The 13,925-nt window shown below is 43.6% G+C and carries 12 protein-coding genes and 1 pseudogene; 9 read left to right on the forward strand and 4 right to left on the reverse strand.

Going from position 1 to position 13,925, the window contains the following annotated elements; translation table 11 throughout:
- From HMPREF0999_RS14655 to HMPREF0999_RS14675, 6 genes and pseudogenes are all read left to right on the forward strand, one after another.
- Window positions 1–1,392 (forward strand): TolC family protein, encoded by a 1,392-nt coding sequence (locus tag HMPREF0999_RS14655; protein ID WP_009276248.1) that lies wholly within the window; start codon window positions 1–3, stop codon window positions 1,390–1,392.
- Between the two features lie 22 nt (window positions 1,393–1,414).
- On the forward strand, window positions 1,415–2,182 hold the full coding sequence (lpxA, locus tag HMPREF0999_RS14660; RefSeq protein WP_009276249.1) for an acyl-ACP--UDP-N-acetylglucosamine O-acyltransferase: 768 nt from the start codon (window positions 1,415–1,417) through the stop codon (window positions 2,180–2,182).
- A 183-nt stretch (window positions 2,183–2,365) separates the two neighbouring features.
- Window positions 2,366–2,827 carry a hypothetical protein gene (locus tag HMPREF0999_RS14665; RefSeq protein WP_005855403.1) on the forward strand — a complete coding sequence of 154 codons (462 nt, stop codon included), beginning with the start codon at window positions 2,366–2,368 and terminating at the stop codon, window positions 2,825–2,827.
- Window positions 2,828–2,955: 128 nt separating this feature from the next.
- A pseudogene (locus HMPREF0999_RS22030) lies at window positions 2,956–3,111 on the forward strand (integrase); the annotation flags it as partial.
- Between the two features lie 22 nt (window positions 3,112–3,133).
- Complete coding sequence (locus HMPREF0999_RS14670; protein ID WP_010184765.1) at window positions 3,134–3,439, forward strand: hypothetical protein; 306 nt, start codon at window positions 3,134–3,136, stop codon at window positions 3,437–3,439.
- Window positions 3,440–3,562: 123 nt separating this feature from the next.
- Complete coding sequence (locus HMPREF0999_RS14675; protein WP_226769946.1) at window positions 3,563–4,255, forward strand: AAA family ATPase; 693 nt, start codon at window positions 3,563–3,565, stop codon at window positions 4,253–4,255.
- Between the two features lie 77 nt (window positions 4,256–4,332).
- Here the strand turns inward: HMPREF0999_RS14675 and mdh are convergent, their stop codons facing one another.
- A complete protein-coding gene (gene mdh, locus HMPREF0999_RS14680; protein ID WP_009276251.1) occupies window positions 4,333–5,274 on the reverse strand; it encodes a malate dehydrogenase in 942 nt (313 codons plus the stop codon).
- Window positions 5,275–5,546: 272 nt separating this feature from the next.
- On the opposite strand from mdh, the gene HMPREF0999_RS14685 reads away from it, so the two are divergent.
- Window positions 5,547–8,324, forward strand: a complete 2,778-nt coding sequence (locus HMPREF0999_RS14685; RefSeq protein WP_009276252.1) for a SusC/RagA family TonB-linked outer membrane protein — start codon at window positions 5,547–5,549, stop codon at window positions 8,322–8,324.
- A 12-nt stretch (window positions 8,325–8,336) separates the two neighbouring features.
- On the forward strand, window positions 8,337–9,962 hold the full coding sequence (locus HMPREF0999_RS14690) for a RagB/SusD family nutrient uptake outer membrane protein (protein ID WP_009276253.1): 1,626 nt from the start codon (window positions 8,337–8,339) through the stop codon (window positions 9,960–9,962).
- A 51-nt stretch (window positions 9,963–10,013) separates the two neighbouring features.
- On the opposite strand, the gene HMPREF0999_RS14695 is transcribed toward HMPREF0999_RS14690, so the two are convergent.
- The 3 genes from HMPREF0999_RS14695 to HMPREF0999_RS14705 are packed head-to-tail and all read right to left on the reverse strand — an operon-like array spanning window position 10,014 to window position 12,325.
- Window positions 10,014–11,198, reverse strand: coding sequence for a class I SAM-dependent rRNA methyltransferase (locus HMPREF0999_RS14695; protein WP_005855414.1), 1,185 nt, complete (start codon window positions 11,196–11,198; stop codon window positions 10,014–10,016).
- Entirely contained in the window at window positions 11,199–11,780 is a 582-nt protein-coding gene (locus HMPREF0999_RS14700) for a 3'-5' exonuclease (protein ID WP_009276254.1), read from the reverse strand. It lies immediately after the preceding gene.
- A complete protein-coding gene (locus HMPREF0999_RS14705) occupies window positions 11,777–12,325 on the reverse strand; it encodes a DUF5063 domain-containing protein (protein WP_009276255.1) in 549 nt (182 codons plus the stop codon). Before HMPREF0999_RS14705 ends, HMPREF0999_RS14700 begins: the two co-directional genes overlap by 4 nt.
- Before the next feature lie 211 nt (window positions 12,326–12,536).
- On the opposite strand from HMPREF0999_RS14705, the gene HMPREF0999_RS14710 reads away from it, so the two are divergent.
- Window positions 12,537–13,922 (forward strand): aldo/keto reductase, encoded by a 1,386-nt coding sequence (locus HMPREF0999_RS14710; protein WP_009276256.1) that lies wholly within the window; start codon window positions 12,537–12,539, stop codon window positions 13,920–13,922.
- Window positions 13,923–13,925 lie beyond the last annotated feature (3 nt).

Below are 13,925 nucleotides of genomic sequence, written 5' to 3' on the forward strand. Positions count from 1 at the left end.
ATGACAATGAAGAAACAAATTATATATATGGTATGTGCGACTGCTTTGTTAAGCAGTTGCCATATCTATAAGGCATACGAGCGTCCGGATTCCATCGATGCGACGGGAATTTATCGTGATCCGGTTTCCGAGACTGATACATTAGCCTCCGCGGATACGACCAATATGGGAAACCTTCCTTGGAAGGAAGTTTTTCGTGATCCGAAGTTACAGGCGTTAATTGAGGAGGGATTAGCTAATAACGTAGATATGCAGGCAGCCGTTCTTCGGGTAGAGGAAGCGAAAGTATTGTTGACTTCTGCCCGTCTGTCTTTCTTGCCTTCTATAAACCTTGCTCCCCAAGGTACGATTACGAAGATGGAAAGCAGTGGGTATGTAAAAGCTTACACGGCTCCTGCGGCCGCTAGCTGGGAGGTTGACCTATTCGGAAAGCTCTTGAACGCGAGCCGTGGCCAAAAAGCCTCCTACTTACAGAGCCAGTATTCAAGACAGGCCGTGCGCTCTCAATTGATCGGTGGTATAGCGAATACTTATTATACCTTGTTGATGCTTGATCGGCAGGTGGAAATTACCGCTAAGACGGTTGATATCTATAAAGAGAATGTTCGTGTCATGGAGGCTATGAAGATAGCGGGTATGGCTACCGAGGCTGCCGTGACGCAAATGCGTGCGGCTTACCATCAGGTTTCCGGCTCGTTGATCGAGCTGGAGAGCCAGGTGCGTAGCGTGGAAAACTCATTGTCCGTGTTATTGGCTAAGGCCCCTCAACAGATTGATCGGGGTACTTTGGAGGAACAAGTAATGCCGGAGGATATCATGGTTGGTGTGCCTTTGCAATTGTTGGAGAATCGTCCGGACGTAAAGATCGCGGAGATGACACTTGCCAGTGCTTATTATACGACGAACCAAGCCCGTGCCGCTTTTTATCCGGGATTGAATATCACGGCTACGGCTGGTTGGACGAACGGTTCAGGCATACAGGTCGCTAATCCGGGTCAATTCATGTTTCAAGCTTTGGCTTCGTTGGCCCAACCGATCTTCAACAATGGTAAGTTGGTCGCTAACTTGAAGGTATCGAAGGCAGAAGAGAAGATCGCTCAAATGAATTATCAGCAGACAATTCTGGAAGCTGGTAAGGAGGTGAGTGATGCTTTACATGAGTATGATGCCACGAGCAAGAAGCTTGTGCAAGACAGAGCGCAGATCGAGCAGCTAGAGAAAGCGGTGGCTTATACCAGTGCCTTGTTCCAGTCGGCTCAATCTACTTATTTGGAAATCCTTTCCGCCCAGCAGAGTCTTTTGAGTGCCCAGTTGACGGAAGTGTCCGACAATGTGCAGCGTATGCAAGCGGTTGTCAGTTTATACAGTGCCATCGGTGGTGGTAGAGAATAATAACCTTAAATGTAGTAAAGTTATGATTAGTCCATTAGCATATGTAGATTCAAGCGCAAAGATCGGGAAGAACGTTATGATTCATCCTTTTGCGTACATTGATAAGAACGTGGAGATCGGGGATGATTGCGAGATCATGCCTCATGCCAGCTTGATGAGCGGTACACGCATGGGAAATCGCAACCGTGTATTTAACGGGGCTGTTATCGCTGCTGAGCCTCAGGATTTCTTTTATAAGGGAGGTGATACGATCGCCGTAATCGGAGATGACAACGTGATTCGTGAGAATGTGGTGATTAACCGTTCCTCGACAGCGGAAGGACGTACTAGTATCGGTAATGGTAATTTCTTGCATGAGGGGGTACATGTTTCTCATGATACGCAGATCGGAAACTGTAGTGTATTCGGCTATGGTAGTAAGATTTCCGGAAATTGTATCTTGGAAGATTATGTGATCTTCGGAGGCAATGTATTGATGAGCCAAGGATCCCGGGTTGGGGCTTGGGCGATGATTCAAACCGGCTGTCGTTTCCGTAAGGATATACCTCCTTTTATCGTAGCGGCTCAAGAGCCTACCACGTATTATGGCGTGAACTCTTTCATCATGTCTCATGAGGGATTCAGTGAAAAGGTTATCAAGCACATCAGTCATGCGTACCGGATCATCTTCCAAGGAAACAGCAGCCTTACGGATGCCTTGTTAATGATCAAGGATCAGGTTCCGATGAGTAAGGAGATCCAACATATTATAGATTTCGTTGGTGAGTCTAAATTAGGTATTGTCAAATAAATACTAATAACAAACGATAGGTAAAAGCCGAAGGAAATCATTTCCTCCGGCTTTTTTATGTAATGGAAGGACGGTTTGGTTAATAATGTTTGTTAAATAATGGTAAACGTGCAGCATTTGTCTCTTTTTAAGTGTCTTACTAATAAGACAACACACAATGAAATCCAATAAAGGAGGTTTAATATGAAAAAGTCATTTTTATTATATCTTATCATGTCTGTATTTCTCATCGGTTATTGCGCTTGCGATAATGATGAGGAAAATTTTGATACGGCTACTACCGGACAAGTGATCAAAGTCCCGGATGATATCAAATCTTTTAATTCAGTTACAAAAGAAATCGTTTTCGAGAAGAATATTTCTATCAAGCAAGACGTGCGAGGCAATGAGAAGGTTGAATTCCGGATAGCTGGAAACGGTCACTTCACGGTAGGCAGTATCTCTTCGATAAGTTCCGTTATCTATAATGCCCCAGTCTTATTAGGGGATTATCAGAGATATTATTTATATGATGGATATCCTGTTGTAGATGTTCTACAAAATGAGGTAAGTAACCAAGAGGAAAGGGACGAAAACATGCAAAAGATAGAGAAAGCTTGGAGCAACTTCCTGAAAGTATTGAATGAGGCTGGAAAGTTGAAGTAGTGATTACCGGTTTGGGATGTAATTCTGCGATACATCTTTTTTGCGCATTTAATAAGTACGTTCTGTATTACATTTGCTAGCGTTTAAATTTAAGTAAATGTGATGAGTATGGGAAAGAACGATTTTGTATGCGGACGTACATAACCGAGTTATGTGAGGGAGGACATCATTCTACGGCGAAGAGTTATCAAGATGCCTTGAATTCATTCAAGCGGTTTAGTGGTCGGGAGGAAATCCCTTATACCTATATTAATAACGAGAACCTTCTATTTTATCAAAATTTCGGAGAAACTTTGCGTCGACAGATTGGAGAAACGTGTGGCGAGCCAGCCGGAAGGGGAGAAGGATTATGAGGTCTATGTCGCTTCCCAAAAGGAGATGAGCCTCACTGCTGCAGGCAAGCGGAAGTGGGTAGAACGAATCCTGTTCCGCTCCATAGTTTTCATCCGCTGTACCGATACCTTACGTAGAAAGGAGATCGTGCACCTTCCATACATCAAACGTTTCATGGTGAACATCGCCGGAGAGAGGCGAGGCGGCATACGTCCCGTGGCCTTCATCCCGGACGATCAGATGGCCAAGCTTCGCCGGATAGTGGGACCTGTTTTGTGATTCGCATAGACTTGCTTGGCTGTGCCAAGGTCAGTATTTCCCGTGATCTGCTTGGTGGGGTTTCTTTGCTTGTTGCTAAATTATATGCATGTATGTCTGAAAAAGGCAGACAAACCCTGTATCGTGGCTTTTGATGAATTTCAGCAGATTTCCAAATACCCTGAAAAAAATATTGAAGCTTTATTGCGCTCCCATATTCAGCATTTATCTAATGTGCATTTTATCTTTTCAGGCAGTGGGTGTCATTTGGTAACGGAGATGTTCCTCTCTTCCGCTCGTCCATTCTATAACAGTACATCGATTTTGGAATTGTATCCTATCGTCGCTGAAGAATACATACCTTTTGTCTGTCATTGGTTTGATGTGTATGAACGGGCTATTCGTGAGGAAGATGTATTGGTTATATATCGTTTGTTTGAGGGGAATACATATTATATGCAGAAAACTTTTCATGAAGCTTTTATAAATATCCCTATAGGCAGTAGTTGTACGTTGGATATATTACGGCAGACAGTTGATGGAGTTTTGGAAGAGGCAGGCGATGGATATCGCCAACTATTGTCCAGAATTCCCGAACGTCAGAAAGAATTGCTGTATGCCATAGCCTCAGCAGGTAAGGCGGAGAAGATTATGAGTGCCGGTTTCATTCGTAAATATTCATTGGTCTCCAGCAGTGCAGTCCAAGCGGCTGCCCGTAAACTGATGGAATTGGATTTGCTGACTGAAGAAGATAATATTTATTTTATCCCGGATATTCTGTTCCGTATGTATCTTCAGCGGCTAAAGAACACGAATATTATCTTCATTCCGTCGTAACTATCCGTATCCACATAAAAAGAAAGAGGCTAACCCCGAAGGATCAGCCTCTTTTATCGCTTTAATAGAAATTCAAATTAAAGTGCACCCACTTCTTTCAAAGCCTCGTTAGTCTTATGAACAGCGGCAGCGCTCTTAGCGAAGAACTCTTTCTCCTCAGCTGTCAATTCCAACTCAACGATCTTCTCGATACCGTTCTTGCCAAGGATAACAGGAACACCGATGCAGAGATCAGATTCACCGTACTCACCTTCCAAGTAAACAGAGCAAGGAACCATCTTACCTTGGTTGTGAATGATAGACTCAACAACGAATGCTCCAGCAGCACCCGGCGCATACCAAGCGGAAGTACCTAACAATTTAGTTAATGTAGCGCCACCAACCATTGTGGAAGCAACAACCTCTTGCAATTTTTCTGCGCTTAACAATTTGCTAACAGGGATACCTTTGTAAGTAGCCAAGCGAGCCAACGGAATCATTGTAGTGTCACCGTGACCACCGATTACCATACCCTCAACCTCGTTAGCGTTACAGCCTAGAGCCTGAGATAAGAAATATTTGAAACGAGAGCTATCCAAAGCACCACCCATACCGATGATACGGTTCTTCGGCAAGCCTAAAGACTTCAATGACAAATAAGTCATTGTATCCATCGGGTTAGAGATAACTACCAAGATTGCGTTCGGAGAGTATTTCAAGATGTTTTGAGCTACGCTCTTAACGATACCAGCGTTAACACCGATCAGTTCTTCGCGAGTCATACCCGGTTTACGAGGAATACCAGAAGTGATAACTACAACGTCAGAGTTAGCTGTCTTCTCATAATCGTTTGTGCAACCTACAACCTTAGTATCGAAACCTAGCAATTGAGCGGTCTGCATCATATCCATCGCTTTACCTTCGGATACGCCTTCCTTTACGTCTAGCATTACAACTTCGTCTGCCACTTCATTGAAGGCAAGAACATTTGCGCAAGTAGCGCCTACATTTCCGGCACCAACAACTGTTACTTTTGACATAATAAATAAGTTTTAGTATGTTATTACTTAATAATACGCTATGTTTTTTAACGATGGCAAAGGTACAATCTATTACGGAATAAAGAAATATTTCCGTATATATTTTTGAGGGACATTATTAAATATCGCTAAAGCCTTGTCGAGGCTTCTTGACAACTTGGTACGCTTTTATTTTTAAGATCTTGAGGAAATGTTGTATCTTGGGTGTGAACAAAACTAAACCGAGGGAAGTTTTATTTATATGGGTTATTAATCTTAAATCCAACGTACTTATGAAAGTTCTTATATATATCCGAAAAGTCCTGTTTTTGTTTCTCTGCGGGGCCTTGTCTTTCTCTTACGGCTACGGTCAGGAGCTACCGCTTCTGCCGGATACGATCAAGCCTCTCTTGTCGGATTCCAATTTGATAGATGAGTTGATCACTGTCGGATATGCTACGGGCAATCGTAGTACTTTATCCGGTTCCGTAAATCGGGTGAATGAAGGGGGGATGAATGAGGGATTGATCTCTACACCCTTGGACGCTCTTCGGGGAAGGGTATCCGGCGTTAGTATCCCGGTTGGAGGAAATAGCGCCGCTGCCTTGGCTGCCGTCCGGGTCCGGGGTACAACTTCCTTAACGGGAGGTAATGATCCGTTGGTGATTATTGATGGGGTTTTTGCCGATCTTAATTTGCTTAGCTCGATCTATCCGGCGGATATCGAGAACTTCACGATCTTGAAAGATGCCTCGGAGACTGCTCAATATGGTTCTCGTGGCGCTTCCGGTGTTATCGAGGTAACGACAAAGAAAGGGCGGCAGGGAGCTTTTAGTATCAGTTATGATGGGAGTTTCGGTGTGGAGGCGGCTTATAAAAGTTTGGATATGTTATCGACGAATGGTTTCCGGAAACTGGCGGAGGAACGTAATATCGGTATTTTAGATTTAGGGAATAATACGGACTTTCAGGATGAGGTCACCCGGTTGGGGTTGGTGCAGAATCATCATATCGCTTTTGGGGGTGGTTCGGAGACTTCCAGTTATCGTGCCCCCTTGGGATTTGTGGAAAGGGAAGGGGTTATCAGAAATACGAACTCACGTAATTTTACGACCAAGTTGAATATTACACAGCATGCGTTCAATGATCTTCTAGTCTTTGATTTAGGCATATTTGGTTCCTTGCTGAAAAATGCTTATTTAAATGACGTACAGAAGATGTTCTATTCCGCCGCTACTTTCAACCCGACATTTCCGAATCATAAGAATATGGAGACGGGTAGCTGGGATCAAATAACTAACGCTAGCCAGATCACGAATCCTTTGGCTTGGTTGGAGGTGAAGGATGATGATTCGAATGCTCATATAAATACGCACTTAAAACTGGTTTTTAACTTGAGTAAGCATTTAATGTTTACGGCTTTCGGTTCGTATACCTATAATGTAATAGATAACGCCCAATACCTCCCTACTTCGGTTTGGGCACATGGGCAGGCTTATCGGGGGGAGCGGAAAACAGAATCTTTATTAGGAGATTTCATGTTGGCCTATAAAAAAGACTTTGGTTTGCATCAACTAAATGTATTGGGATTGGCGGAAGCTCAGAAAATGATAACGAGAGGTTTTTATACGACTGCGACGAATTTCAGTACCGATCGTTTTGGTTATGATAATTTACAGGCAGGTGCGGTACGTTTATGGGAGGGGACCGGTTCTTACTATGAGGCTCCTCATCTGGCTTCTTTCCTTGGACGTGTGAATTATATTTATGATGGAAAGTATATCGCTACCGTGAATGCCCGTGCGGATGCCTCTTCGAAAGTGGGGGCCAATAATAAATGGGGTTTTTTCCCTTCGGCTTCTGTCGCTTGGGTGTTGACCGAAGAGGAGTTTATGGAAGGTGTCTCGTGGGTAAGGAATTTAAAGATTCGTTCGGGATATGGCCTATCCGGTAATCAAGACGCGATCGATTCTTACAATTCTTTGCGATTGATGAAACCTAATGGGGTTGTTTCCGTAAATGGTGCGCCCACCGTTACCTTGGGTACGATCCGTAATGCGAATCCGGACTTGAAATGGGAGGTGAAACGTACGTTCAATGCCGGTATCGATGCAGGGTTTTTCGACAATCGTTTTATTCTTGCCGTAGATTATTATAATTCCAAGACGGATGATATGTTGTATTTATACGATGTAAGCGTTCCGCCTTTCGCTTATAATAAAATGTTGGCGAATCTGGGATCGATGCGAAATAGTGGCGTGGAATTGGGTATTGGCGTCACGCCCTTGCGTACGAAAGATATGGAATTGAATATAAACGTAAACGTAACTTTCCAACGGAATAAATTGCTCTCCTTGAGCGGTTACTATAAAGGGGAATATATGTCCGCCCCGGAATATACTAGCATCTCGGATTTAAATGGGGCTGGTTTCCATGGAGGGTATAATCATATCGTTTATCAAATGGTCGGACAGCCTTTGGGTGTTTTTTATTTACCGAAATGTACAGGTTTGGTTTCCGATGGGAACGGCGGCTATAAGTATGAGATTGAGGACTTGAATGGAAACGGGGTGAGTTTGGAGGATGGTGAGGATCGTTATATTGCGGGACAAGCTATGCCGAAAACACTTTTAGGCTCTAATATCAGTTTCCGGTATAAACAATTCGATCTATCAGTACAGATTAACGGAGCCTTTGGGCATAAGATTTATAATGGAACATCGCTAACTTATATGAATATGGATATATTCCCGGATTATAACGTGTTGCGAGAAGCCCCATCCCGGAATATCCAAGATCAGACGGCTACGGATTATTGGTTGGAGAAAGGGGATTATATCAATTTTGATTATTTGACGTTGGGTTGGAACGTGTCTCTTGGTAATTTAAGGAAATATGTAAGAAACGTACGGCTTTCGGTTTCCGTAAATAATTTGGCGACAATTACAGGTTATTCGGGATTGACTCCGATGATAAATAGCTCTATCGTAAATAATACCTTAGGTATAGACGATAAGCGATCTTATCCGGTGGTTCGTTCCTATACGATGGGGTTGAGTTTTAATTTTTAAAAAGGTGTTCGTATGAGAAAGCTTTCTATTTTATCCTATATATTTGCGGGTTTGATGTTATCGTCGTGCGATGGCTATCTGAAAGAGGACCCTCGTGATCAGCTTTATCCGGAGGATGCGTACGATACCCCTCAGAATGTCTATCTGAATACGGTTGCTTCCTTATATAATTATATCGGAGGTTATAGCGATAGCCAAGGATTGCAGGGAACGTACCGGGGTGTCTACGACTTGAATACCTTTACGACTGACGAGGCCATGCTCCCGACTCGTGGCGGCGACTGGTATGACGGCGGTTTCTGGCAAGGTCTCTTCTTGCATAAGTGGGGAACGAATAGTGACGCTATCCAAGCTACTTGGGAATATCTGTATAAAGTAATCGTATTAAGCAATCAATCTTTAGAGATATTAGGCGAGTTGCGGCAAAAAACGGATTATAACGATTTAGATCGGTATGAGGCGGAGGTTCGTGCTTTTCGTGCGATGTATTATTATTATTTAGTCGATATGTTTGGCCGTGTCCCTCTTATCGTTTCTTCTTCCATTCCGGTGAAAGACGTGCGGCAGAGTGACCGGAAAGAGGTCTTTGATTTTGTTGTAAAAGAATTACAAGAATCCCTTTTGTTATTGAGTACGGCGCATAGTAATTCGCCCGGCGATTATTATGGAAGAATTACGAGACCGGTTGTTTATTTCTTATTGGCGAAGTTGGCCTTAAACGCAGAAGTGTTTACGGATAACGACTGGACAGATGGTCTGCGTCCGAATGGACGGGAAATCTATTTTAGAGTAGGCGAGAGGAAGTTGAACGCTTGGCAAACGGTTGTGGCGTACTGTGATTCAATAACAGACTTAAACTATAGCTTATCTCCGAACTATGCGGATAATTTTTCTGTATTTAATGAATCGTCAGGAGAGAATATTTTCACGATTCCGATGGATAAGAACTTATATACGAACCAAATGCAATATCTTTTCCGCTCCCGTCACTATAATCATGCCAAAGCATATGGATTGGGGGGAGAGAACGGCTCTTGCGCTACGATAGAGACCCTTCGGGTATTTGCGTATGGGACGGACTCGGTCGATACCCGATTTTATGAGAATTATTACGCCGATACGATGTTTGACCTCAATGGTGATACGATTCGGTTAGATAATGGGACTCCTTTGGTGTATTTACCTCTAGAGGTTAGGTTGGATTTGTCTAGGTTGCCTGCCGAGAAAACGGCGGGTGCCCGCATGAAGAAATACGAGATCGATAAGATGGGGACGAAAGATGGAAAGCTATCGGATAATGATATCGTATTATTCCGTTATGCGGATGTCTTGTTAATGAGATCGGAAGCGAAAGTTCGTAATGGAGAGAATGGGGATGAAGAGTTGAATGCCGTTCGTTTCCGTGTGGGAATGTTACCTCGTAAGGCGACATTAGAAAATATTTTGGCTGAGCGTCAACTGGAATTGGCTTGGGAAGGCTGGAGGAGGCAGGATTTGGTGCGTTTTGGAAAGTTTACCCGCCCTTATACGGATCGCCCTCAATTGCCCCATGAATCGAATGGCTATACCACTGTTTTCCCCATTCCCGATAAAGTCCGTTCCTTGAATCCGAACTTGACACAGAATCCGGGGTATTAACTTGAATTTTGGGTGAAAACTAATTCTTTGTTTTCACCCAAAGAGCATATCTTATTCTACATACAATACTAAACCTTTCAGATATTCCCCTTCCGGATGGTAGATATTCACCGGATGATCTGCGGGTTGGGTTAATTGATGTAAGATTCGGACACTACGGCCGGATTGGGCGGCAGCACTAAATACGGCTAAACGGAAATTCTCTTTACTAACTACTTGAGAACAAGAGAAAGTAAACAAGATTCCTCCCGGCTTGATCTTCTCGAAAGCGATCGCATTTAATTTGCGATACCCTTGTAAGGCGTTACGTAGTACATTCTTATGTTTAGCGAACGCAGGAGGGTCCAATATGATTAAATCATAATTACTTCCCATTTTTTCCAAATACTTAAACGCATCTTCCGCATATGCCTCATGACGGGGATCTCCCGGGAAATTCAACTCGACATTCTTTTTCGTCAAAGAAATCGCTTTCGCCGAACTGTCTACGGAATGAACTACCTTAGCGCCTCCTCTCATCGCATAGAAAGAGAAACCGCCCGTATAACAGAACATATTCAATACGGAGCGATCCTTTGCGTAATGCTCCAACAAAGAGCGATTCTCCCGTTGATCCACGAAGAAACCTGTCTTTTGGCCTTTCTGCCAGTCTACACAGAATTTCAGTCCGTTTTCTATAGCGATATCTTCCACTTCGCCTCCGAATAAGTAACCATCTTCGCTACCTAAATTCGCTTTATAAGGTAAAGTCGCTTCCGATTTATAGTAGATGTTTTGTAAAGTATCGCCCAATACCGCTTTCAAAGCCTCCGCGATCTGATGACGGGCATAATGCATTCCTACCGAATGTGCTTGCATAACCGCCGTATGCGCATACATATCGATCACCAATCCCGGTAAATTATCGCCTTCGCCGTGAATCAGGCGGAACGTATTATTATTTTCTACCCCAGCCAGCCGCAAGGTCTTTCTGAGTTCGTAAGCAATACGGATACGTTCGATCCAAAAAGCATCGTCGATGGCGATTGGGGTGAAAGATAACACACGTACGGCGATACTGCCGATTTGGTAATGGCCGATTGCCAAAAAACGCTGGTTCGCTCCGTATACCTCTACCAAGTCACCCTCTTCCGGGTCGCCTTCAACAGATTGGATCGCCCCGGAAAATACCCATGGATGGAAACGCAATAGCGATTCTTCTTTCTTAGGCTTGAGAAAAACTTTACAATACTTCATTTATGCTTGATTCAATAAATTATATATTCTTAGGCAAGCCCAAGCATCGAGGGCCGCATATTTCTTTTGTGAGTCTGTCAATACATCCGCCTCCCAATTCGTGAGGCGTTGTCCTTTTGATATTTTTTTTTGGAAAAGTATCGCATATATCTTTTGCAGGCTGGCATCCTCAATGCCGAACTGGCCTACGTAATTCTGTAAATCAAGGAAATTGGCGGGTTCTATATCCGAACGCTTCCGTATCGCCCCGAAATCATCCCGTAAAGATAACCCGATCTTTAAGGTCGAACTGCTTTTCAGGAATTTCTCCAGAGATTCCGGTATACCGATATGATTCAAGCGGAACAAGAAACAAGTATCATCCGTTGATATCTGCATCAATGAGATCTTGTAACGCTGTCCTTTCTTAAAGCTGGGACGGGTCTCCGTATCAAAACCGACAATCGGAAAACGCAGCAAGTACTCTACGGCCTTGTCTGCCTCCTCTTTACTAAGGATCGTAATGATACGTCCCTTGAATTCCTCTACGGTAAGTTTCGCTATTTCCTCTTTAGTAATTGTATGTATAAATTGTTGTATCATTCTTCCTCTTCATTCTTTTCCAAATCCTCATCACCACTGTAACGCATAGCGTGCAACGCTTTCAAGGCATTCAATAATTGCTGTCCCCAGTATTCTTGGAAGTTCGTGCGGCACAAAGCGATAGCCTCTTGCATAACTTCCTCGTTTCCTTGACGGAATAAAGATACAAAATTTCCTGTATCTTGATAGACATCTGCCAAATTCTCGGAAATAAACGCTGCGATAGGAGTATCGCTATACCGCATATCCGCATGAAATGTTTCCAGATAGGAATCTCGTTCGCCAAGCAAACCGGCTATCCGTGAACGAACCGACTCGTACATGTCTTCTGAAACGGAAAGCTCGAGTTCGGTTTCCTCTTCAGATTCCACTTCGGGCAACAGGCTGGCCTTTAAGTATAAAAGAGGCAAAAGTTTTGTCGCCTTATCTACGAAGTCGAAAAGCCCGGTATTTCCGGCGGTCTCAACAAAGGTACAATATTCCAGTGCTACCGTAACAAATTCTAGCGTGTTGCGCTCGTATATCGGATTTTCTTCTTTTTCCATGTGCCTGTTCGTCTAATCATTCTTGATAACAATTCGCAAAAATACAACAAAAATCCGTTTTTTTCGTGATAAAGTCCCGAATATTCTTTTTAGTCGGGGATTGCTCTCCTATATATTTCCTGTTTTATTATTTTTGTGCAATTAATAGAAGGAATGTTAATGATAGACTAATGTTGGATATACTAATTAGGATAAAAAAACCGATCGAGTTATGAGTTCATGTGGAAAGAATGAGAACCCTCAAGAGATGAATCGCCGTAAATTCTTGAAGGTATTTGGGGGTGGGGCTGTCGCCTCTTCGGCGGCGCTTTACGGTTGCGCTCCCAAGAATGAGCCGGGGGCGGCTGTGGCGTTAGGTGAGGTTCCTACCGATAAAATGACCTATCGCCAACATCCTACGAATGGCGATAAGGTTTCTATTTTAGGATATGGTTGTATGCGTTGGCCCTTGAAACAAGGATCGGACGGTAAAGACCAGATTGATCAAGAAGCCGTGAATCGTTTAGTGGATTATGCGATAGAGCATGGGGTGAATTACTTTGATACTTCTCCTGTTTATGTACAAGGTATGTCCGAGAAAGCGACCGGTATCGCATTGGCACGCCATCCTAGGAACTCCTATTATTTGGCCACTAAACTGTCAAACTTCCAGAACTATACGAGAGAAAACTCGTTGGCGATGTATCGGCAGTCGTTCCGTGATTTGCAAACCGATTATCTGGATTATTATTTGCTTCACTCTATCGGTGGGGGGAATGGTATCGAGCTTTTCAATGACCGCTATATAAATAATGGAATGCTTGATTTCTTGGTGAAAGAACGGGAAGCGGGACGTATCCGTAACCTAGGTTGGTCTTTTCATGGGGATGTAAAAGTGTTTGATTATGTGTTGGATATGGGCGTGAAATGGGATTTCGTTCAGATACAGCTGAATTATCTGGACTGGAAACATGCCTCGGGGCGTAACGTAAACGCTGATTATCTGTATGGCGAATTAGAGAAGCGAGGTGTTCCGGCAATTATCATGGAACCGCTATTAGGAGGTCGCTTATCGAATGTTCCGGATCATATCGTTGCTCGTTTGAAACAGCAACGGCCTGAGAATAGCGTGGCTTCATGGGCTTTTCGTTTCGCCGGCTCTCCGGATGGGGTCTTGACGGTGCTAAGCGGCATGACTTATATGGAGCATTTGCAAGATAATATCCGTACCTATTCCCCGCTTATCCTGGTAACGGACGAGGAGAAAGACTTTTTGGAAGAGACGGCCCAGCTTATGATGAAATATCCGACAATACCTTGCAATGATTGCAAATATTGTATGCCTTGTCCATATGCGTTGGATATTCCGGGTATTCTCTTACATTATAATAAATGTGTGAACGAAGGGAATGTTCCGAAAAGCGCACAAGACGAAAATTATGCGAAAGCTCGTCGTGCCTTCTTAGTCGGTTATGACCGGAGTGTCCCAAAGTTGCGTCAAGCGAACCATTGTACAGGGTGTGAGCAATGTAATCCTCATTGTCCGCAGGGTATCGATATCCCCAAAGAGATGCAGCGTATCGATAAATTCGTGGAAGAGTTGAAAGTGAATGGTTAACCT

The organism is Parabacteroides sp. D25 (assembly GCF_000307475.1).
Lineage (GTDB): Bacteria > Bacteroidota > Bacteroidia > Bacteroidales > Tannerellaceae > Parabacteroides > Parabacteroides distasonis.